The following is a 21,690-nucleotide window of genomic DNA, read 5'->3' as shown; positions in this document are numbered from 1 at the left end:
GATTTATTAAATTAAGAACCCATGAAACAGATTAAATAGATAACCAACAGCAATAATGCCTAACGTGCAAATCACGATAAATAAAGTTAATAGTTTAGGCTTTACGGCTTTCTTGAGCATAATTATTGATGGCAGGCTTAATGTTGTTACCGCCATCATAAATGCCAAAATTGTACCTAACTGCGCGCCTTTGGCAAGCAATGCCTCCGCCACTGGTATCGTACCGAAAATATCGGCATACATCGGGATACCCACCAGTGCAGCTAATACAACACCCAAGGGGTTATTGCTTCCCAAAACGGTTTCAATCCAGCTCTCTGGTATCCAGTTATGGATAATAGCGCCAATACCTACACCTACTAATATATAAGGAAATACCTTTTTAAATGTTTCCGCAACCTGTTCTTTGGCATATTGCACCCGCTCCTTTTTGGTAAGCGCCGGTGAACTAATGTCTACATTACTAGCATGGTATACAAAATCCTCGACGTACTTTTCCATGCGCATCTTTTCAATCAAGGTACCGCCAACTACCGCAATGACCAAGCCGATAAGGACGTAGGCAATCGCAATCTTTACGCCAAAAATGCTCATCAGTAAGACAAGACTTCCTAAATCAACCATTGGCGAAGATATAAGAAATGAAAAGGTAACGCCTAATGGCAATCCTGCGCTTGTAAAGCCAATAAACAAGGGAATTGATGAACATGAACAAAAGGGTGTAACGGTACCTAGCAGGGCAGATAGGATATTTGCCTTAATGCCATGAAATTTACCGAGTATTTTCTTACTTCTTTCCGGTGGAAAATAACTCTGGATATAAGAGATAAAGAAGATTAACAGGCATAATAAGACGGTAATCTTAATCACATCATAGATAAAGAACTGCACACTGCCGCCTATTTGACTGTTGATATCCAATCCCATTGCTGATAAAACATCACCGAGCAAGTTGTTTAACCATTTCATGCCTAATAGCTGATCTTGAAAAAACAGCCAGATAGTTTTGATTGTTTCCAAAATAATCACTTCCTTCCTTCATATCAAAATATTTTGATATATATTAGTTTTATAAAAGCCATCCGAAGATGACCTCTATTCACCGCATTTTAAATATGTTTTTGATTCAGGCATTGTCAGCTCCATAAGACGCTTTGCGGCATACTCACTGCCAGCTTGACTAAGACTGTAATGAGTCCATTTGCCGTCTTGTCTGCTGGTTACAATACCAGAGTCACAAAGTATTTTCATATGATAGGATAAAGCCGATTGTCCAATGTTCATGGCCTGAATTAAAACACATGCGCACTTTTCACCGCTTTTTAAATGATTTATAATAGCCAGCCGTTTTTCATCACAGAGTGCTTTAAATATTTTGGCGTCACTTGAATAATCAGTCATTTTATCACTCCTCATATCAAATAATTTTGATATAAGAATCATAACTGATATTAAAAGCTTTGTCAATGACATATCAAAAATAATTGATGTGAAAAGGCATATAGATCGAATTATATACAAAAATAAACGTAGTTCTTGAAAGCTTCATAAAGCACTGGTCAATGTGAATGATCATTCTAAGAATAAAAAAGGATTCATTTTAACATTCCTTGAATCCTTTCTGTGTAATCTAAATTTTATAAATAACAGCAGATTAACTGCTTTTACATTCTGATTATTATATTCTTATTTTGATGTGAAAAAAGCGTCATTTTTGGTAAGCAGATACAAACAATATTGATTCATACTTATGCCTTCTTTCTTAGAATGTTCTGCAAGTGATTTATGCAAACTGCGCGGTATACGCAATTTAAACTATCCTGAATAATCTTCAAGTGAATCTGGTTCATAAATTTCTATTCCTTCTTCCAACGCAGCTTCAAGCCATGCTTTCTTAGCATCTTGAGCATTGATTATAGCATCTTGCACAGTATCACCACAGGTAATACATCCAGGTAAATCAGCGTCGATAATTATTTGACTATAGGGAAAAATTAAATTTCAATCAGCTGATTTAAGTCATTCTATCAGCTATTGATTTATTAGCTGGTTCAATGAATACCATCATCAGCCACCATAGATTTTCCTTTTATCGCTATTTATGTTAAAATAATTAATACATAATAAAAGGGGGAGTTAAATGCGAAAGGTTTGTCGTTATGGCTTATCAATCAGCCTGCTGGTACTGATTGATCAATGCATTAAATTATTTATTGACCGCTACTGGTTTAACTCTACGTTTACCATCATCAACAACTTGCTGCGTTTTCGTCCGATTATCAATGTGAATTTATCGTGGGGCGGCAATTATTTCACCTTTCTCAGCAATCCATGGGTCGCGAATATCCTCAATATCATCGTCATCATAATCGTACTGGTAAGTTTTTATCATTATAAACAGACATTGAATAAATACGAGCCGTGGGCAACAATTGTATTTGTACTTTTAATGGCTGGCAGTATTTGTTCATTAATTGACAAATTATTTTGGGGCGGCAGTCTTGATTTTATCCAGATTCCTTTATTTTTCACCTTTGATTTAAAGGATTGCTACTTAAGCTTGGCGGTGTTGATTTTTGTATTTTTAAGTATGTATCACGAACGCTGCAAACGTTAAGAAAACGCTTTCAATTTTGGTTGACCGCATATCTTCATCATGGTAAGATTATACTAGAAAAGAAGCTAACCAACATATCGGATGAAGGATATGGGAGAGACCGTAGGGCGCCGAAGGGGCAGTTGCAAATAAACTCTCAGGCAAAAGGACCATATCCAGACGAAACTCTGGAAAGATAAAAACACCGACGAAGCAACTTCTAAGGAAGGAAATCTTTCAGGTAAAAAGACAGAGATGCATAGTTTTTCTATGTGTCTTTTTTTGTTGGAGCGGAAAGGTGAGCTATGGAATTAAAAACTCCGTTATATGAAACACATTTAAGCATTAAAGGTAAGATGGTTCCTTTTGCCGGTTATTTGATGCCGGTGCAGTATGAGCATGGCATTCTGGCAGAGCATAAAGCGGTCAGAGAACAATGCGGTTTATTTGATGTATCCCATATGGGAGAAATAGTTTGCAGCGGTAAAGATGCTTTGCTTAATATCAATTATCTGCTGAGCAATGATTTCACAGAAATGGAAGCCGGCAGCTGCCGATATTCACCGATGTGTAATGAACAGGGCGGTGTCGTTGATGATTTGATTGTTTATAAGCTGAATGATGAAGCTTATTTTATCGTTGTTAATGCATCGAATAAGGATAAGGATTATGCATGGATGAAGGCCCATCAGCATGGTAATGTGGAATTTAAGGATTTATCAGGAGATATTGCTCAGCTGGCATTACAGGGGCCAAAGGCGGAGGCCATTTTGAGCCGGTTATGCACAGAGTTGCCGGATAAGTATTATAGCTTTAAAGCTAATGTGGATGTCGGCGGGCTGAAGGCGCTGGTATCACGGACAGGATATACGGGTGAAGATGGTTTTGAGATTTATCTGGCGAATAAGGATGCGGCAGCTTTATGGGAAATGCTGATGCAAGAAGGGCAAGCAGATGGTTTGCTGCCATGTGGCTTGGGAGCTCGTGATACACTGCGGCTGGAAGCGGCGATGCCATTATATGGGCATGAGATGAATGATGAGATTACCCCATTAGAAACTAATTTAAAGTTTGCGGTTAAATTAAATAAAGCAGCTTTCATCGGCAAAGAGGCTTTGCTGACACAGACGGTTAAACGGACAAGAGTGGGCTTAAAGGTTATTGGCCGCGGTATTGTACGGGAAGCCATGCCGGTGTATAAAGAAGATCAAAAGATTGGGGTTACAACATCTGGAACCATGTCGCCGACCTTAAATGCCGCAATTGCTATGGCATTGATTGATAAGGAATATAAAGAAATGGGTACAAAAGTGGAAGTTGAGGTAAGGGGACGCCGTGTAGAAGCGGAAATTGTCCGTCTGCCTTTTTATAAAAAATAACAAGTCCAAGGAGGAACTAACAATGAAGGTTATTGAAAATTATTTTTACACAAAATCACATGAATGGATTCAATTGCTTGAGGATGGCACTGCTTTAATCGGATTAAGTGATTATGCCCAAAATGAATTAGGCGATCTGGTTTTTGTAAATCTGCCGGAAGTCGGCGATGATTTAATTGTCGGTGAAATGTTTGCGGATGTAGAATCAGTAAAAGCCGTTTCTGATGTATTTGCACCTATTAACGGTAAGGTTTTAGAAATTAATGAGGAGCTTTTAGACGCACCGCAGAAAATTAATGAAGATCCATACGGCGCTTGGTTTGTTAAAGTGGAGGGTGATGTTAAGCCTGAAACATTATTGGATGCAACCGCTTATCAGGAATATCTAACTGAGTTGGAGGCATAGGCGTTTTATGGGTAATTATGTACCTAATACAGCACAGCAGCAAAAGGCGATGCTTGAAGCAATCGGCATGGCAAGCTATGATGAATTGTTTTCAGTTATTCCTGATTCTGTCAAGCTGGATCACCTCGATCTGCCTGAAGGTCTCAGTGAATTAGAGGTTCAGCGCTTGATTACTGCGTTAGCTGCTAAAAATACGGTATATCCAACAATTTTTAGAGGTGCTGGTGCTTATCGTCATTATATTCCGGCAATTGTTAAGAATGTAATCAGCAAAGAGGAGTTCATTACTGCTTATACGCCTTATCAGGCTGAAATCAGTCAAGGGATTCTGCAGTCAATCTTTGAGTATCAGACAATGATCTGTGAACTGACCGGTATGGATGTCAGCAATGCTTCTGTTTATGATGGCGCCAGCGCGGCAGCTGAGGCAGTGGGTATGTGCTGTGAGCGTAAACGTCAGAAAGTAGTTGTTTCCGCAGCGATTCATCCGCAGACACTGGCAGCGGTTAAAACTTATTGCTGGGGCAAAGATCGTGAGGTTGTGGTAATTCCAGAACGTGACGGCATTACTGATTTAGCGGCATTGTCAAACTTGCTAGATGAAGCATGTGCCTGTGTTTTGATTCAGCAGCCCAATTATTATGGTCATTTAGAACCTTGTGAAGAGATATCAGCGCTTGCTCATCAGGCGGGTGCTAAGAGTATTATGAGCTGTAATCCAATCATGCTTTCCATCTTGCCGACACCAAGAGAATGCGGTGCTGATATTGCAGTTGGTGAAGGACAGCCTTTGGGTATGTCTTTGGCTTTTGGCGGGCCATATCTTGGATTTATGAGTACGGTTGAAGCCATGGGCCGCAAGCTGCCGGGACGAATTGTCGGTGAAACGGTGGATGTCGAGGGTAAACGGGCTTATGTGTTAACACTGCAGGCTCGTGAACAGCATATCCGGCGTGAAAAAGCATCCAGTAATATTTGTTCCAATCAAGCATATTGCGCGTTGAACGCGGCTGTTTATATGGCAGCGATGGGTGCTTCTGGTATGCAGGAAGCTGCCGGTCAGTGTATTTCTAAAGCTCATTATCTGATGAAACAGTTGGTGAATAGTGGTCTTGAACGTGTTTATCCGCAGGAATTCTGTCATGAATTTGTACTGCGTTCACCAATTCCATGTACGATACTTTTAAAGGCATTAAAGGAAAAAGGCATTTTGGGCGGTTTACCGCTGAATGAATTTGATCTGCTATGGTGCGCTACGGAAATGAATACCAAGGAAGAAATGGATCAATGCGCAGAGACGGTGAAGGAGGTGCTGAATCATGCGTTTACTCTTTGATTATGAAAATCAGCAGAAACAAAGCACTTATCTTCCTAAATGCGATGTTGAGAGGACGGAGTTATCACTTAAACGCAAGCAGAAGCTGCATCTTCCGGTTTTGTGTGAAAACGAAATCAGCCGTCATTATACCGAATTAGCAAAGCAGACACATGGCGTCAATGATGGCTTCTATCCGCTTGGCTCGTGTACGATGAAGTATAATCCTAAAATTAATGATGCCCTGGCAAGTCTTGGCGGTTTTACTGAAATTCATCCGCTGCAGGATCTTGAAAGTGTGCAGGGCTGTCTGGAATTGATGAAGCAGACGGAAAAAGCACTTTGTACGATTACTGGTATGGACGCGATGACATTTCAACCCGCGGCCGGTGCGCATGGCGAATTCTGCGGCTTGCTGCTGATTAAGAAATATCATGAAATGCGCAATGACTTAAAACGTAATAAAATTATTATTCCTGATTCGGCTCACGGCACTAATCCGGCAAGTGCAAGTATGGCGGGCTTTAAGGTTGTCACGATTGCTTCTAAAGAAGACGGCTGTGTAGATCTTGATGCATTGCGTCAGGCAGTCGGTGAGGATACCGCTGGTTTAATGCTGACTAATCCGAATACGGTGGGTTTATTTGATAAGCATATTCTTGAAATTACGCAGATTATTCATGATGCCGGCGGTTTAAATTACTATGACGGCGCCAATCTGAATGCAATCATGGGTATAGCACGGCCAGGCGATATGGGCTTTGATGTTATCCATCTGAATCTGCATAAGACATTCTCAACCCCTCATGGCGGCGGCGGACCGGGCAGCGGCCCATGCGGATGCAAGCAATTTCTCGCGGACTATCTGCCGGGTGTACTGCCATGTCTTACTGAAGAGGGGTATGCATGGCATCAGCCAAAACAGAGTGTTGGGGCTATCAAAGCGTTTTATGGCAATTTCCTAGTTGTTGTGAAAACATGGGCCTATTTGCTGACACTGGGCAGTGAAGGAATTCGTGAAACAGCACAAAATGCGGTATTAAATGCTAATTATATGATGCATCAGCTTAAGGATACTTATGACCTTGCTTATGATCAGACTTGTATGCATGAGTTTGTCATCAGTTTAAATAAGGAAAAGCATGACTGCAATGTATCAGCGATGGATATTGCGAAGGCATTGCTGGATTATGGCATTCATCCGCCTACGATGTATTTTCCGCTGATTGTTCATGAAGCATTGATGATTGAGCCGACAGAAACTGAAACCTTAGAAACGCTGGATCGCGCCGTCGATGTATTTAAGAAAATCATGGCAGACGCGATGGCTAATCCGGAAAATGTTCATCAGGCACCGCTTTTGACACCAGTCAGACGGCTTGATGAAGTGAAAGCAGCCCGTGAGCCGCATCTGCGCTATATTTGGCCTGATGATGAATAAATGTTCACTCTGTTTCAGCGATAGCTTCGATCCTTATTATAATTTAGGCTTAGAAGCCTTGCTGTTGGAAACCGTTAAAGAGAATGAGTGTATTTTATATCTTTGGCAGAATCAGCGCACTGTGGTTATCGGCCGAAATCAAAATGCTTGGCAGGAACTGAAGGTAGAGCAGCTGAATAAGGAAGAGGGACATGTGGCACGGCGTTATTCAGGCGGTGGTGCAGTCTTTCAGGATTTAGGCAATTTAAACTTTACTTTTCTTGTTCATGAGTCGGTGTATGATGTAGATAAACAGCTTTCTGTGATTTTAAAGGCATTGGCGAAGCTGGGAATTCATGGTGAAAAAAATGGCCGCAATGATTTAACCGTGGAAAATCGTAAATTCAGTGGCAACGCATATTACAAGAAGCATCAGCAATGCTACCATCACGGAACTCTGTTGGTGAATGCTAATATGGATGATCTGTCACGCTATCTGAATGTATCTGAAGAAAAACTGCAGTCAAAAGGAGTTGCTTCGGTGCGTTCAAGAGTCGTGAATTTATGTGAGTTTCAGCCATCCTTAACGGTTGAAAAGCTGAAAGAAAAACTGGTAGAAGCCTATATGGATGTATATGGCGGATATTCGTTAATCGAACCTAAGCAGTTGGATCAGCAGCGGCTTGATGAATTGAAAGCACAATTCGCGTCTTGGGATTGGCTGTATGGCCGCAGCATTCAGTTTGATCATCAGCTTAAAAGACGTTTTAGCTGGGGCTCTGTTGATTTGCAGCTGCATGTTGATAAAGGCTTGATACAAAGCTTAAACTGTTATTCAGACGCGATGGATCAGGATTTTATACTGGCATTAAAGAAGCAGCTGCTTGGCTGCCGTTATACAGAGGCGGATATGTGCTCGGCGGTGCCGATTCATGCAGCTGCGGATGAGGTGAAGGAATTGATTCATGATTCTTTCTGGAGGGATTAAAATGAATGATGTGATTATCATCGGCGCTGGGCCGGGTGGTTATGAAACGGCGATCCTGGCTGCTGAGAAGGGATTAAAAACTAAATTGATAGAAAAGCGTGAGTTAGGCGGGACATGCCTGAATCGGGGCTGTATTCCAACCAAAACCCTGCTGCACGCTTCCGAATTTTTGAATACAGAGGAATATGCAAAGCTGGGCCTTTCAGGCAATCGGCCGCAGCTTGATTTGAAACAGCTTCAGGCTTATAAAAATGAAGTGATTGAAAAGCTTAGATCAGGCATTGAACTTCAGCTGAAAAAAGCCAAAGTTGAGCTGATTCATGGCAATGCGCAGATTGTCGGTGCTCATCAGGTAGCGGTCAATGGTGAAATTTTAGAGGCAGAGCATATTATTTTAGCTTCTGGTTCACGGCCATCGATGCCTTCCTTCATTCCGCGGCTGAAAAATGTTATGACCAGCGATGAATTGCTTGAATATGATCAGCCGATCAGACACTTAGTGATTATTGGCGGCGGCGTTATCGGTATGGAATTTGCCTCTATCTATCATGCGATGGGTTCAAAGGTCAGTGTTATTGAAGCACAGGATCAGCTGCTGCCAGCCATGGATAAGGAAATCGCGTTGAAACTGAAAATGCTGATGAATAAACGGGGCATTGATATTCATACGGCAGCGAAGGTAGCCGGTATTGAACCGGGGCTTAAAATCACTTATTTTGAAAAAGAATGTGAGCATACTATTGAATGTGATGCTATTTTGGCTGCGGTTGGCAGACAGGCAAATGTTGATTCACTATGGACCAATGTCGATCTTGAGGTCATGAATGGCCGGCTGACAGTCAATGAGTATTATCAAACCTCAGTGCCGTCGATCTATGCGATTGGCGATGTAAACAAGGAAATGATGCTGGCTCATGCGGCAGTAGCTCAGGGTAAAAAAGTGCTTGAACATATTCTGCATGAATCACCAAAGGTTGATCTGACATTGGTACCGTCATGTGTCTATACCAAACCGGAAATTGCCAGTGTTGGACTAACCTTAGAGATGGCAAAGAGCAAAGGTATTTCGGCCATTGCGATGAAAGCGCTGATGTCCGCAAATGGCAAATCTGTCTTGTCACAGCAGGAAAGCGGTTTTGTGAAGCTGATTGTTGATGAAGAAAGCGGCAGACTCTTAGGCGCTCATTTATTCTGCGAGCGGGCCAGTGATATGATTAGTGAGCTGACATTAGCTATCAGTGCAGGACTTACTGTTGATCAGCTGGCATCAGTCATTCACCCGCATCCTACATTTAGTGAGGCGATTGCCTCAGCGGCGATGCAGAAGAAAAGATAGAATAGTTTGTGTATTGCAATTATAAAGGAAGGCTTAATTTCATTGATTAGAAAATTCAATGATTTTAAAACTTCCTTATTTTAATTTGTAAGACAGTTATTTCTTATCACAACATTTTATTCAATTGAAGTTTTGCTGCATAGCCACACTTCTTCAGAAGTAGTTATAAGAAATTGGTTATCATTCAAAGCATAACCCTTACCAATATGTGGCATCTTCATATCCCATTTAAACTCTACTTCAGTGGCTTCTACGTTTCCATTTTCACTTTGTGAAATAACCCAATACTCAGATGATTCATTGTAACAAAGAAGCTCATTATCGTTAAGAAAAGAAACATATTGATAGTTATCCCAGCCGACCTCTCTGATTCTATCCGTATTAATATCATATAAAGAATAGGGCAGTGCTGTGGAAGGGTAACTCATGCCGTCAAACACTTTCGAAAATAATAAATCGTTGTTTAAAAAGCCCATAAAGTCTTGCATACCTAGAATTTCAATGACCTTAAAATCCTTTTTGATATCATCATATAAATATGCATAAGATTTATCATCATCCCATGCTAATGCGGCAACTTGATTATTACTAAAAATCAAGTAACGATACCTTTCAAAATGGTTGTTATCATATTCATAGTAAGAAAATGAAAAATCTTTTAAAATTAACGTTTCAGCGGTTCCGTTATTTATTTTCACAAATTTAAAGCCTACTTTTCCAATTCCATCTTCATCAATATCGTGAAGCATGGTGCCGTAATAAAGGTGTTTGCCGACCTTGGTTAGTATAGGGCTGCTGTTGAGGTAGTAGGTAAGCAATTTTCCGTTGTCAATTTCTTTTACTTCATCGCCTTCTTTAATAAATATTATGTATTCCGCTAATAAATCATCATAAGAATTTATCGTACAGTATACAAGAGTATCATTGATATATGCAAATGATGAAATATAAAGATTACCAATTGACCATTGTTCTAATATCTCAACTTGTTTTTGTTCAATATCATATGCGCATAATAAAACTTGCCGGTTATCGCTAATAGGGTCATGCACGATATAATAGACTTTGCCATTTTCTGCATATTGAATGGATAAATAATCATCAAAAGGCAATCCCTTACACAATTCTTCTTTATCAGCTACTTTGGTAGGTAAATATTTATATTCCTCAGATATTTGCATTAATTTCTGATGTTGATACGGATTGGTTTCTTCTTGTACAGGAACTAAAGGCTGCACAGGAACTGAAGGTTCGTCAACTTTTTCATATGCACACCCAGACATAAGCAAAAGGCAAAGCAACACTGGTTCAGTTTTTCTCATTGATAATTTCCCCTTTTGATTTTAACTGCATATAGAGACTGAATTAACTTGCTTTAATACTTTACAAACTAATACTATTCTTTATAAATTCAATAAATATATCGAAGAACCAGCAAGTTTTAACGAAAAGCGTAATGAAAATGAAAATAAATAGGTAAAATTTTAATGTTCCGCTATCAACCTCAATCTCTTTCTTAACAAACTTATGATGAAGAAAAAAGGTTAATACTAAGATTAATACGCTAACACTTAGCGGTATGATGCCATGATAGCTTACAATATTGTTTAGTGTTAGAAATGAAAATAGCAAAGCATAGTCCAGTCCTAGCTGTTGGTAATTTTTGATGAGAATTTTTTTATTCATTGACATTTTTACACTCCATTCCACAAGTCAATTTGTTGTACAACTAAAGTGTAGACTATTTATCATCATTTCTATACAATTCAACTTCAAAGATAATAAATGATACTCAAAGTATCAACTGCATCCGCTTTTATGAACCAATACTATTTATTAAAAATTTAATGAAAACATCGACAAACCAACATGTATTTAGAAACAATATAAAAATCACACAAATTATTAACTTATATTTAAATCTTATCTTACTAGCATCATCAGCATAGTCTTTCTTAACCAACTTATGATGAAAATAAAGGGTTAAGATTAGGATCAACAAGCTGATACTTAATGGCAAGATGGCATAGTAGCTTAATATATTGTTTATTATTAGGAATGAGTAAAGCAAAACATAATCTAGTGTCAATTGTCGGTAATTTTTGATAATGATTTTCTTATTCATTGACATTTTCACACTCCATTCTACAAGTCAGTTTGGTGTACAACTAAAGTGTAGATTATTTATCATGATTTCTATACAATTTAACTTCAAAGATAACAAATCATACTTAAAGTATCATTTGCATCAAATTATTTTATATTATCATTATTAATGAATAGATTCACCTATACAAATACACTAAGCGTTTATATGTAGACATTGTGTTACTTTGTTGAACCGACAAGACGTATCATTTATAATGAAGCAAAAGGGGGGAGTGATTTATATGGATAAATTTAATATTGCTATTGTTGATGATGATCCAATGCAAGTAAAGGAAATTTCTAAATTATGTAAGCTCTATCTTCAAAATCATTCTTACAGTGCTAAGATTGAAGAATACACAAATACAATGCTGTTTTTAGAATCCAATTATCTTGAATTGAATCTTATCCTTCTAGATATTGATATGCCTGTTTACAATGGTATCGAAATTGCTAGAAAAATCAAGAATGTCAATCAGGCTTGTTTTATCTGTTTTATCACTGATTATTCTGATTATATTTTTGAATCATATGAGGTACATGCTTTTGACTACATATGCAAGCCAATTTCGAAATTAAAATTATTTAAATTACTTGATGATGTTTATAAGTACACATATTTTGAACCGGTAAAAGTTCATAAATCTACTTTTCAAACTACAACAGGAAGAGTAATATTAACACATAATGAGATTATTTATTTAGAGTATTTTGATAAATTGAAAGATTTATTTAATCGTGTAGTTAAAATTTATACCAATAATGCAACCTATATCGTAAAAGAAAAAATAAGTCATATTTACAACGAGCTTTCTAATGATATATTTATTATTCCACATAAATCATTTATTGTTAATATGAATTATATAAAAATTTTCAGACATAATGAAATCATAATGACTAATAATGTTGTAATACCTTTATCTCAAAAAAGAGCATCTGGCGTTAGAAAACAATTTAATGAATTTATCAGAGAAAACTTTTAGTAATCATGGAATTATCAATTAAATTCATTGTATTATTGATTTCTTGCTCGACGACCTGCTTTATTTTTGAGAATTTTATGAGTTTAAATTTTGAAAAAAAACACAATGGTAACTATTTGGCTTATTTTGGTATATGTGTTTTAATCAATGTTGGAATTAATTTTTTTGCGAATACTTATTTGAATTATTTATGGTCTTTTATTTTCTATCTTATTTTAACAACACTGCTCTATAAAGGGGTGGGTATCTATAAATTAACGTTACTACTATTTATTTTATTATTAATTTTGGAAACATGTATTGGCTTTTTTTTACAAATAGTTTTTGTTACTTTGGATATAGATATACAACATCTATATTACATATCCGTTTTATGTAGCACGATATTGATGATAATTGCTTATAACCCTCTGCAGATGCTGCTTTCAAAAAGTAAAAAGGGGTCGCAAATAAAGCATGTTTTTGAATACATTATATTAATTGTTAGCTTTTTGGAAATCCTTAATATTTCACGTTTCATCAGAAAGGATTTACCTTCTTCATTTTTATATGAAATGATTTTTATTTGTATAGTTATCTCTTTATTTAGTATATATTGTGTTTTTGCTATTGAAAGAAAAAATCAAAATGTACAGCTAAAGCATAATTTAGAACTCTTGAAATTGCAGCAGCAATTAAGCAATGAGTATAATGCTGAGAAAATTAAGCAATATGAACAACAAATGAAAATAAATCATGATATTAAAAAACATATTCATATTTTAGAACAACTATATCAAAACAATGAAATTGATAGTGCTAAGAATTACTCGAAACAATTATTTCAATCATTAGATTTTGACACTGTTTCAGTTGGCAATAAAGCTTTAAAAATACTAATTACACATTTTATTGGTGAGTGTAAAGAAGTTAATGTTAATTTCAGTTATTCAATTGACACACGAATAACTTTTGGAAAGATACCGGATACAGAATTAATTACCATCTTTTCTAATTTATTTTCAAATGCACTCGATGCTGCCAAGCTTTGTGACGAACCAAAAATTGAACTTGCAATCTTTTCCAAGAATTGTATGATAGTCATTCGTTTATCCAACACTTATTGTCATCAACTAAAAACAAGCAACGACAGCTTTTTATCTACGAAACCACATCATGTCGGTTATGGTATACAAAATATTCAAGAAGTTGTTGATAGGTATGAAGGGTTATATGATAATCATATCGAAAACAACATATTCACTGCACAAATATGTTTACCAAAAGAGGAATAAACATGAAGTAGTTATCAAATTATGTCTTAATTCTTCTTATACAAAACCATATTATTGTAGAAAGCTAAAAAGAAATTTATAAATTAGGGTATTAAAAATCTCACTAAGTGGTGAACTTATTTTCAGTAATATAGTTAAAAAAAGTAAATTTTGATCTATAAATCATTGATTGAAAAAAACATAAAAAATAGAATAGAAAATACAACTTTAAATTATGAAGATAAAATTAACAACACTTAAAATAGCATATAAAATCTAATTTGATATAAACATTTGTGTGTTATACTTTTTATAAAGAAACGAGGTAAAAACATGGATAATGAAATTTTAGTGGAAATATCCGCGAGACATGTGCATGTAACTGAAGAGACGTTTAGAATATTATTTGGTGATGATGCGGTATTAGGATTTAAAAAGGCATTGTCTCAGCCGGGTCAATTTGTAAGTGATAAGAAAGTTAACTTGATCGGCAAAAAGAAGAATATTATGAATGTCAGTATATTAGGGCCTTGCCGTAATCTAAATCAGGTTGAAGTTTCAAAAACAGATGCAAGAACATTAGGTGCTGATGCTCCAATCAGATTATCAGGGGATATTGAAGGTACAGAATCTATCATTATTGAGGGGCCATGCGGCAGTGTTACTTTAGAACAAGGATTAATGGTAGCAAAAAGGCATGTGCATTTAGATCCTGAAACGGCAAAGAAATTAAATAAGTCAGATGGTGAAATTGTTAATGTAAAGCTTACAAGTGAGGAGCGTTCTTTAGTGTTTGGTGATGTTGTTGTGCGGGTAAGTGAGAAATATCGGCCGGCTGTTCATTTAGATACCGATGAAGGTAATGCTGCTAATATAAATGGTGATACAACAGGTTTAATTTTAGAATAGTTATCAACAGCTGCCCTGACAGCTGTTTTTATGTCTAATTTCGACTTTATAATGGCCTTTGTCAGACTATACAATATAAATTAGCATGCTATAATATTGTCAAAGGGATTGATGAAGCATATTACGCTTTATCTTGTGAAAAGGAGAAGTATATGATCATTAAAATGAAAAGAATTGTTATCATGATGATGACACTGTTTTTATGTCTGAGCATCAGCGGCTGTGCATTGGTTCCCCAAAAAGAAGAATTATCCGATGAAGAAGTAGTGAATACTTTTCTTCAGGCTTATCAAAATGGCGATTATGAAGCAATCAAGCCATTCATTTCTGATGATAATAAGCTGCATACATTCTTTAGTGTATTGACGGAGGGCAACGGCAATGGCATGGAAGAAGTTTTTAAACGGGTTCATGAACTGACAAAAGATTTCACGTTTACAGCCAAGGCAGTAGAGGGAAAAGAACGTTGGGGCGAAGTCAGTGTTAAAATTCAAACGAAAGACATTTCCGGCAATATCTTAACTGCGATGAGTGAAGCAATTGCTTCTGAGGTAGCAAATAACGATGACAGTTTTAAAAATATGCCGGCATGGATGCTGAAGGCAATAGAGACTGCTGAACCTGTCGAAAAGGAAATGACGGTTTATGTCGGCAACCGCGACGGTGAGAATGTTATGGATACGAATACCAACCGTGAATTCTTTGATTTGCTGAATGGCGGCTTTTATTACTATATTTATAGTACAATGACAACCTGCTCAAATAAATATGATGCCTTTGAAATATTTGCTAAAGGGGATGAAATATTAGGCATGGTTGAAACTGCTCAATTAATTGATATGAGCGATGATGAACTTCAGGCTTATTTAGCACCTTTCCAGTTCCCGGGCGTTAATGTGCAGGCAACGCGTGATGATGAGGGCATCACCATGAAACTAGGTGTTGATTTTGAAACAGCAAGCAGTAAACGGCTGGCTGATTTGAATATTATCAGTAATCGTATCACGGCCAGCGGCGGTTATTTAAGTCTTAGAACAACGGTTAAAGATTTCTATGACAGCGCGATGGATTGTGAAACCAATTATGGTTTATCCCAAGCAAATAAGAGTGAATAATGATGAAGGAAGTATTCTTAGGAATGCTTCTTTTCATATAAATGGGGCGGAAGGTTTAATATAATAATTACTTAGGAAAGAAGGGGTTTTATGCGCAATGAACAGGACATGCTGACGCTTATCACGCAAACCGCTATTGAAGATCCGCGGATACGCGCCGCATATCTGGAAGGGTCTAGGGTGAATCCCAAGGTACCTGCCGATATGTTTCAGGATTATGATGTGGTCTATATAGTAAATGAAACAAAATCGTTTCGTGAAGATAAAACATGGATCGACCGCTTTGGCGAACGATTGTTTATGCAGCTTCCGGAAGAAAATGTTTATTACCCATCCGATGTAGATCAAAGCTATGGCTGGCTGATCCAGTTTGCTGACGGCAGCAGGCTGGATCTTCATGTCTCACTGATAGCAAGTGTTCAAAATCGAATGGATTTATATCGTGTATTGGTTGATAAGGATGGATACTTCCCTCAGACAGAACAGTTAAGTGATGAAATGTACTGGATTCAAAAACCCACTGAAGAAGAATTTTTATGTACTTGCAATGAATTCTGGTGGTGCTTCGATAATGCCGCAAAAGGGCTGTGGCGCGATGAAATGCCATATGTCATGGATATGCTTGATTTTAATATTCGGCCTATGCTGAAACGATTGTTGATTTGGGAAATCGGCATTGATTATGATTTTTCAATCAGCGCAGGCAAAGCGGGTAAATATATGAAAAAATATCTGCCTGACGATATTTATCAGCGTTTCTTAGATACTTATGCGCGGCCTGAAAAAACAGCTGTCTGGGCAGCTATATTTAAGATGTGTGAGCTTGGTGATGCTGTCGCAAAAGAAGTGAGCGATGCTTTATGCTTTAATTATAATGAAGCTGAAGCCATAAACTGCATGAGCTATTTGAAAAAGGTTCAAAAATTTGCGGCTGATGCCCAAACCTTCGATTGAAGCATTTGCATGAGTCAATCGTTCAGTGTTATACTAATTTCATTGAGTAGAAAGAAGGATGAAAATGACTAAAGTTGATTTATTTTCTGGATTTCTCGGTGCCGGTAAGACAACGGTGATCCGCAAGCTTTTAAAAGAAGCGATGCAAGGTGAAAAATGTGTGCTGATTGAAAACGAGTTTGGTGAAATCGGCATTGATGGCGGTTTTTTAAAGGAAGCAGGTGTGGAAATCACTGAAATGAATTCGGGATGTATCTGCTGCTCCTTAGTAGGTGATTTTGAAGAAGCTTTAAAGAAGGTTCTGGAACAGTTTGAGCCTGACCGGATTTTAATTGAGCCATCGGGTGTCGGCAAGCTGTCAGATGTTTTGCGGGCTGTGGAAAATGTAAAGGATGAACGTTTAGTAATTAACGGTGTAGTTACGGTAGTAGACGGAACTAAGGTTAAAATGTATAAAAAGAATTTTGGTGAGTTTTATAATGATCAGCTGCATTATGCGAAAACAATTTTGATCAGCCGTGCTCAGAAGCTGAGTCATGAAAAATTAGATGAGGTGATCAAGCTGATTCAGGAAGAAAACAGTGAAGCATCATTAGTCAGCACACCGTGGGATGAATTGAGCGGTGCCCAGATTCTTAATGTCATGGAAAACGGCAATCAAATGCTTAAAGAATTAATCGCGGAAACAGCTTGTCCGCAATGCGGACATATTCATGATCATGAGCATGAATGTGAAGATCATCACCATGAGCATCATCATGAAGAGCATGAGCATCATCATGAACATGAGGAACATCATCACGACCATGAATGCAGCTGCGGTCATGATCACCATGATCATCACGAACATGGACACCATCACGCGGATGATGTATTTGAAAGCTGGGGTATTGAAACAGCTCATGTATATACGGAAGCAGAGCTTAAAGCAATTCTTGATGAGTTATGTGAAAATGAAAATATCTTACGGGCTAAGGGAATGGTTGCCGGTGAAGAGGATTGGTATTATTTTGACTTAGTTCCTCATGAGGCAGAAATCCGCAAGGGCAGTAAGGATGTTATCGGCAAGCTGTGTGTTATTGGTACACATATTGATAAAGAGGCGGTTAAGCAGCTCTTTAGGCTGGTATAAGCATGGCAGTACCTGTTTATCTATTTACTGGCTTTTTAGAAAGCGGCAAAACTACGCTGATCAGCAATACCTTGCTGGATGAAGGCTTTAACGATGGTGAAAAAACCTTGTTGATTCGCTGTGAGGAAGGGATTGAGGAATATGAAGAGCGAATGCTTAAACAAACACGTACTACCTTAGTCACCGTGGAGAATGAGCAGGACTTATGTTCCGATTTGTTAGTAGAATTTGACCGCCGTTATGAACCGGACCGGGTTATGATTGAATTCAACGGTATGTGGTCTGTCAATCAATTCTTAGAAATGGATATGCCGCTGGATTGGTTGTTGGTACAAATTCTGACTACCATTGACGCGCAGACGTTTACTTCTTATATGAGCAATATGCGCTCTTTGATGTATGATCAGATCTTTGCCAGTGAGGTTGTGATTTTTAACCGCTGTGAGCCGGAAATGAAAAAGTCATTTCTGCGCAGTAATATCAAGGCCATCAATAAGTCAGCCCAGCTGATCTATGAAATGAGTGACGGCTCAATCAATGATCTGAAGGATGATGAATTGCCTTTTGATGTAAAGGCTGATTTTATTGATTTAGAGGATGATGATTATGGTTTGTGGTATATGGATGCTTTAGAGAATCCAGGCAAGTATAAAGGGAAAACCATACGCTTTAAGGGTAAGGTAATGCGCCGGCCTGAGGATGATGAGGATATTTATGTCATTGGCCGTTTAGCTATGGTTTGCTGTGCTGAGGATATGCAGCTGATTGGCTTGATGGTAAAGAGTGATCATGCTGAACAGATGGTTGACGGTGACTGGCTAACGCTGAGCGCGAAAATTGAAGTAATCTTTGATGAGGAATATGGTGCTAATGTACCGTTCTTGATTGAAGAGAGCTATGAACGCTGCCGCCCGATGAAAGATGAAATAGTTAGTTTCTCATAAGTGGAGGGAATATGGAAAATGAAAAGGGATTGATGACAAAGGGCGTTATCTGGAAACAGATACTATGGTTTTCGCTCCCTTTGCTGCTGGGCAATTTGTTCCAGCAATTATATAATACCGTTGACTCCATCGTGGTAGGGCAGACGATTGGCAGCAACGCATTGGCGGCAGTAGGTTCCAGCAATCCGATTATTAATCTGCTGGTCAGCTTTTTTATGGGCTTATCCGTAGGTGCCAGTGTTATTATTTCACAGTCATTCGGCGCTCAGGATAAGGATCGTTTGCATAAGGCTGTGCATACTTCAATTGCTTTAGCGATTGTCGGCGGTCTGATCTTAATGGTTGTCGGAATTTTATTAACACCGCTGATCTTAACATGGGTAGGTACACCGCCAGAGGTCATGGATGGCTCAAAATTATATCTGAGAATTTATTTCGCAGGTATTTTAGGTGTTGTTATCTATAATATCGGCAGCGGAATTTTGAGAGCCATCGGTGATTCTAAAACACCGCTCTATTTTTTGATTGCCAGTGCATTAACGAATATTATTTTAGACTTGGTTTTTGTTATTGCTTTGCAGATGGGTGTTGCGGGGGTTGCCTGGGCTACTACGATTTCACAGGCATTAAGCGGTATACTGATCTTAATTGTACTTTCGAGGACTGATGAGGCGTATCGGTTGGTGTTTAGAGAGATTCGTTTTGATTCAAGCAGTCTGAAGCAGATTATTAAAATTGGTCTGCCAAGCGGTTTACAAAACGCGGTAATCTCTTTTTCTAATGTTATTGTCCAAAGCAATATCAACAGTTTCGGCCCATCGGCTATGGCAGGCTGCGGCTCGTATACGAAGATCGACGGCTTTGCGATTCTGCCGATCATGAGCTTCTCCATGGCGATGACAACGTTTATTGGTCAGAATATGGGGGCTAATGAATATGAACGAGTCAATAAAGGCGCGAAGATCGGGCTTTTGATGTGCTGCGGTACAGCGGTTGTTATTTCTGGCATTCTGCTCTTATTTGCGCCAAATTTCTTAAGAGTATTCTCCAATGAGGAGGATGTCATTTATTATGGCACGTATATGCTGCGCTCTGTTGCGCCGGGATATATCTTCCTGGCTGTTTCTCATGCGTTAAGCGGTACTTTGCGCGGTGCCGGTAAGACCATGGTGCCGATGGTGATCATGATTGCGACTTGGTGTATCATGCGGATGACTTGGATCATAACGTTAATGCCGGTATATCAAGATATTTATGTGGTATTTTCTGGTTATGTCGTAACTTGGTTTTCAAGCGCGCTGATTATTTTTATCTATTATAAAAAAGGACATTGGCTGCAGGAGGTTTAGGATGAAACAGGATTTTTTAGACCGGATGAAGGAAATGCTGAACGATGAGTACGCGCTGTATCTGGAAACTTTACAGCAGCCGCCGTATCGGGGACTGCGTATCAATACATTAAAAATCGGCATCGATGAATTTCAGAAGCTGGATTTATATGCGCTGAAACCAACACCCTTTGCTAAAGATTCTTTCTATCTTGATGCGGCTGTCAGCGGGGTAGGCAACCATCCATCTCATTTAAGCGGCATGATTTATCTTCAGGAGCCTTCGGCAGCCAGTGCTGTCAGTGTCCTTGATCCGCAGGAAAATGATTGGGTGCTTGATTTATGCGCTGCACCGGGTGGCAAGAGTACGCAAATTGCTGCAAGGCTGAATAATACCGGTTTTTTACTGAGTAATGAAATAGAAAACAGCCGTGCTAATATTTTATTATCCAATATGGAACGCTGCGGGGTCAGTGAAATGATGGTAAGCAATGCTTCACCGGCAGCTTTATGTGAACAGGTTAAGGGCTGGTTTGATAAGGTTTTAGTTGATGCGCCATGCAGCGGTGAGGGCATGTTTAAAAAGAATGCCAAAGCTTTAGAGGATTGGTCGATTGAACATGTAAAGGCATGTCAAAGCCGTCAGCTGCATATTCTTGACAGTGCTTATCAGGCATTGAAACAGGAGGGTGTACTTGTATATTCGACATGTACCTACGCGCCTGAAGAAAATGAATTAGTGATTCAAAAATTCTTGGCAGCCCATAAGGATATGGAGCTTGTTGACTGTAATGTAAAATTTGGCCGGGCTGGGTTAAGCGGGTATGGTATTAATGAAGCCTATGTCAGAAGAATTTTCCCAATGGATCAGGGTGAAGGTCATTTCATTGCGAAAATGGTCAAGCACGGTGAACAGGAACTTTCGCCGATTAAAGAAATAAAAGCATTAAAGCTGAATGAAGCCGTACAGGATTTTATGAATAAACAAGGCTGTGCGCCTTTGCATTTTTATGAACAGCAAGGCAAGGTGTATGGCCGCGCTGCACCTTTTATTAAGCTGGATAAGATTCGTATCTTAAGGCAGGGAATTGAATGCGGAGAAATCATCAAGAATCGTTTTGAACCGCATCATGCCTTCTATCTGGCCAGTGTCAATCAGCCTTATTTTAAACAAAGCTATGAATTAAAGCCGGATGAAATCAAGACTTATCTGCATGGTGATGTAATAAACGCTGAGCTGAAAGGCTATACGGCAATCCTCTATCAAGGGGTAGGCATTGGCTTTGCGAAAGGTGACGGCCGCATTCTAAAGAATAAATTTCCCAAAGGTCTGCGGGTAAACAGCTTTTAATAAAGTTGATTGTATGTGAATGAGCATGTGCAGTTGGAATGGTAAGGGATAAAGTGCATATCAATGTGATTTATTTTAGGCTAGCTAAATAGCTATTTACGAACAAGTAATTAATAACTAGAGAGGGTAT

Annotated in this window: 21 protein-coding genes and 1 riboswitch; of the genes, 16 read left to right on the top strand and 5 right to left on the bottom strand. The window is 38.4% G+C overall.

Annotated features, from left to right (window positions below; translation table 11 throughout):
• Positions 1–6 precede the first annotated feature (6 nt).
• From DAHG_RS03950 to DAHG_RS22215, 4 genes are all read right to left on the bottom strand, one after another.
• Positions 7–1,020, bottom strand: a complete 1,014-nt coding sequence (locus tag DAHG_RS03950; protein ID WP_022937027.1) for a permease — start codon at positions 1,018–1,020, stop codon at positions 7–9.
• A 75-nt stretch (positions 1,021–1,095) separates the two neighbouring features.
• Complete coding sequence (locus DAHG_RS03945) at positions 1,096–1,401, bottom strand: ArsR/SmtB family transcription factor (protein WP_022937026.1); 306 nt, start codon at positions 1,399–1,401, stop codon at positions 1,096–1,098.
• Between the two features lie 285 nt (positions 1,402–1,686).
• On the bottom strand, positions 1,687–1,809 hold the full coding sequence (locus DAHG_RS22220; protein ID WP_261797457.1) for a type II toxin-antitoxin system HicB family antitoxin: 123 nt from the start codon (positions 1,807–1,809) through the stop codon (positions 1,687–1,689).
• 6 nt (positions 1,810–1,815) lie between these two features.
• Positions 1,816–1,971 (bottom strand): type II toxin-antitoxin system HicB family antitoxin, encoded by a 156-nt coding sequence (locus DAHG_RS22215; RefSeq protein WP_261797461.1) that lies wholly within the window; start codon positions 1,969–1,971, stop codon positions 1,816–1,818.
• Between the two features lie 169 nt (positions 1,972–2,140).
• Here DAHG_RS22215 and DAHG_RS18715 point away from each other — a divergent pair, with 169 nt between their 5' ends.
• The 7 genes from DAHG_RS18715 to lpdA all read left to right on the top strand — a co-directional run bounded on the left by DAHG_RS18715 (position 2,141) and on the right by lpdA (position 9,440).
• Positions 2,141–2,617 carry a signal peptidase II gene (locus DAHG_RS18715; RefSeq protein ID WP_022937024.1) on the top strand — a complete coding sequence of 159 codons (477 nt, stop codon included), beginning with the start codon at positions 2,141–2,143 and terminating at the stop codon, positions 2,615–2,617.
• A gap of 81 nt (positions 2,618–2,698) precedes the next feature.
• Positions 2,699–2,779: riboswitch (glycine riboswitch) on the top strand.
• A gap of 122 nt (positions 2,780–2,901) precedes the next feature.
• Complete coding sequence (gene gcvT / locus DAHG_RS03930; protein ID WP_022937023.1) at positions 2,902–3,975, top strand: glycine cleavage system aminomethyltransferase GcvT; 1,074 nt, start codon at positions 2,902–2,904, stop codon at positions 3,973–3,975.
• 22 nt (positions 3,976–3,997) lie between these two features.
• Entirely contained in the window at positions 3,998–4,381 is a 384-nt protein-coding gene (gene gcvH, locus DAHG_RS03925; RefSeq protein WP_022937022.1) for a glycine cleavage system protein GcvH, read from the top strand.
• Positions 4,382–4,388: 7 nt separating this feature from the next.
• Positions 4,389–5,717, top strand: coding sequence for an aminomethyl-transferring glycine dehydrogenase subunit GcvPA (gene gcvPA / locus DAHG_RS03920; RefSeq protein WP_022937021.1), 1,329 nt, complete (start codon positions 4,389–4,391; stop codon positions 5,715–5,717).
• The gene (gcvPB, locus tag DAHG_RS03915; RefSeq protein WP_022937020.1) at positions 5,701–7,137 is read left to right on the top strand and encodes an aminomethyl-transferring glycine dehydrogenase subunit GcvPB; all 1,437 of its coding nucleotides are present in this window, start codon (positions 5,701–5,703) and stop codon (positions 7,135–7,137) included. The genes gcvPA and gcvPB overlap by 17 nt, the downstream gene beginning before the upstream one ends.
• Positions 7,127–8,104, top strand: a complete 978-nt coding sequence (locus tag DAHG_RS03910) for a lipoate--protein ligase (protein ID WP_022937019.1) — start codon at positions 7,127–7,129, stop codon at positions 8,102–8,104. The genes gcvPB and DAHG_RS03910 overlap by 11 nt, the downstream gene beginning before the upstream one ends.
• Position 8,105: 1 nt before the next feature.
• A complete protein-coding gene (gene lpdA, locus DAHG_RS03905) occupies positions 8,106–9,440 on the top strand; it encodes a dihydrolipoyl dehydrogenase (protein ID WP_022937018.1) in 1,335 nt (444 codons plus the stop codon).
• A 116-nt stretch (positions 9,441–9,556) separates the two neighbouring features.
• On the opposite strand, the gene DAHG_RS03900 is transcribed toward lpdA, so the two are convergent.
• A complete protein-coding gene (locus tag DAHG_RS03900; protein ID WP_022937017.1) occupies positions 9,557–10,762 on the bottom strand; it encodes a hypothetical protein in 1,206 nt (401 codons plus the stop codon).
• Between the two features lie 1,068 nt (positions 10,763–11,830).
• Between DAHG_RS03900 and DAHG_RS03885 the strand changes: the two genes are divergently transcribed.
• The 9 genes from DAHG_RS03885 to DAHG_RS03845 all read left to right on the top strand — a co-directional run bounded on the left by DAHG_RS03885 (position 11,831) and on the right by DAHG_RS03845 (position 21,560).
• Entirely contained in the window at positions 11,831–12,574 is a 744-nt protein-coding gene (locus tag DAHG_RS03885; protein WP_022937014.1) for a LytR/AlgR family response regulator transcription factor, read from the top strand.
• A gap of 77 nt (positions 12,575–12,651) precedes the next feature.
• Positions 12,652–13,848: a sensor histidine kinase gene (locus tag DAHG_RS03880; protein WP_022937013.1), complete on the top strand. Its 1,197-nt coding sequence runs from the start codon at positions 12,652–12,654 to the stop codon at positions 13,846–13,848.
• Positions 13,849–14,160: 312 nt separating this feature from the next.
• Complete coding sequence (locus tag DAHG_RS03875) at positions 14,161–14,736, top strand: PduL/EutD family phosphate acyltransferase (protein WP_022937012.1); 576 nt, start codon at positions 14,161–14,163, stop codon at positions 14,734–14,736.
• A gap of 152 nt (positions 14,737–14,888) precedes the next feature.
• Entirely contained in the window at positions 14,889–15,851 is a 963-nt protein-coding gene (locus DAHG_RS03870) for an outer membrane protein assembly factor BamD (RefSeq protein WP_022937011.1), read from the top strand.
• A gap of 90 nt (positions 15,852–15,941) precedes the next feature.
• Positions 15,942–16,805 (top strand): aminoglycoside 6-adenylyltransferase, encoded by an 864-nt coding sequence (locus tag DAHG_RS03865; RefSeq protein WP_022937010.1) that lies wholly within the window; start codon positions 15,942–15,944, stop codon positions 16,803–16,805.
• A gap of 64 nt (positions 16,806–16,869) precedes the next feature.
• Positions 16,870–17,937, top strand: coding sequence for a CobW family GTP-binding protein (locus DAHG_RS03860; protein WP_022937009.1), 1,068 nt, complete (start codon positions 16,870–16,872; stop codon positions 17,935–17,937).
• 2 nt (positions 17,938–17,939) lie between these two features.
• A complete protein-coding gene (locus DAHG_RS03855) occupies positions 17,940–18,881 on the top strand; it encodes a TIGR03943 family putative permease subunit (RefSeq protein WP_022937008.1) in 942 nt (313 codons plus the stop codon).
• 11 nt (positions 18,882–18,892) lie between these two features.
• Positions 18,893–20,230 (top strand): MATE family efflux transporter, encoded by a 1,338-nt coding sequence (locus DAHG_RS03850; RefSeq protein WP_022937007.1) that lies wholly within the window; start codon positions 18,893–18,895, stop codon positions 20,228–20,230.
• A 1-nt stretch (position 20,231) separates the two neighbouring features.
• A complete protein-coding gene (locus DAHG_RS03845; RefSeq protein WP_022937006.1) occupies positions 20,232–21,560 on the top strand; it encodes an RsmB/NOP family class I SAM-dependent RNA methyltransferase in 1,329 nt (442 codons plus the stop codon).
• Positions 21,561–21,690 lie beyond the last annotated feature (130 nt).

The sequence above is a fragment of the Dielma fastidiosa genome (assembly GCF_000313565.1).
Taxonomy (GTDB): Bacteria; Bacillota_I; Bacilli_A; order Erysipelotrichales; family Erysipelotrichaceae; genus Dielma; species Dielma fastidiosa.
This window is presented reverse-complemented; position numbering and strand designations above follow the sequence as displayed.

Coding starts and splice junctions, on each gene's coding strand:
- DAHG_RS03945 (WP_022937026.1), bottom strand. CDS start 1,401: ATGACTGATTATTCAAGTGACGCCAAAATATTTAAAGCACTCTGTGAT.
- DAHG_RS18715 (WP_022937024.1), top strand. CDS start 2,141: ATGCGAAAGGTTTGTCGTTATGGCTTATCAATCAGCCTGCTGGTACTG.
- gcvT (WP_022937023.1), top strand. CDS start 2,902: ATGGAATTAAAAACTCCGTTATATGAAACACATTTAAGCATTAAAGGT.
- gcvH (WP_022937022.1), top strand. CDS start 3,998: ATGAAGGTTATTGAAAATTATTTTTACACAAAATCACATGAATGGATT.
- gcvPA (WP_022937021.1), top strand. CDS start 4,389: ATGGGTAATTATGTACCTAATACAGCACAGCAGCAAAAGGCGATGCTT.
- gcvPB (WP_022937020.1), top strand. CDS start 5,701: ATGCGTTTACTCTTTGATTATGAAAATCAGCAGAAACAAAGCACTTAT.
- DAHG_RS03910 (WP_022937019.1), top strand. CDS start 7,127: ATGATGAATAAATGTTCACTCTGTTTCAGCGATAGCTTCGATCCTTAT.
- lpdA (WP_022937018.1), top strand. CDS start 8,106: ATGAATGATGTGATTATCATCGGCGCTGGGCCGGGTGGTTATGAAACG.
- DAHG_RS03900 (WP_022937017.1), bottom strand. CDS start 10,762: ATGAGAAAAACTGAACCAGTGTTGCTTTGCCTTTTGCTTATGTCTGGG.
- DAHG_RS03885 (WP_022937014.1), top strand. CDS start 11,831: ATGGATAAATTTAATATTGCTATTGTTGATGATGATCCAATGCAAGTA.
- DAHG_RS03880 (WP_022937013.1), top strand. CDS start 12,652: ATGAGTTTAAATTTTGAAAAAAAACACAATGGTAACTATTTGGCTTAT.
- DAHG_RS03875 (WP_022937012.1), top strand. CDS start 14,161: ATGGATAATGAAATTTTAGTGGAAATATCCGCGAGACATGTGCATGTA.
- DAHG_RS03870 (WP_022937011.1), top strand. CDS start 14,889: ATGATCATTAAAATGAAAAGAATTGTTATCATGATGATGACACTGTTT.
- DAHG_RS03865 (WP_022937010.1), top strand. CDS start 15,942: ATGCGCAATGAACAGGACATGCTGACGCTTATCACGCAAACCGCTATT.
- DAHG_RS03860 (WP_022937009.1), top strand. CDS start 16,870: ATGACTAAAGTTGATTTATTTTCTGGATTTCTCGGTGCCGGTAAGACA.
- DAHG_RS03855 (WP_022937008.1), top strand. CDS start 17,940: ATGGCAGTACCTGTTTATCTATTTACTGGCTTTTTAGAAAGCGGCAAA.
- DAHG_RS03850 (WP_022937007.1), top strand. CDS start 18,893: ATGGAAAATGAAAAGGGATTGATGACAAAGGGCGTTATCTGGAAACAG.
- DAHG_RS03845 (WP_022937006.1), top strand. CDS start 20,232: ATGAAACAGGATTTTTTAGACCGGATGAAGGAAATGCTGAACGATGAG.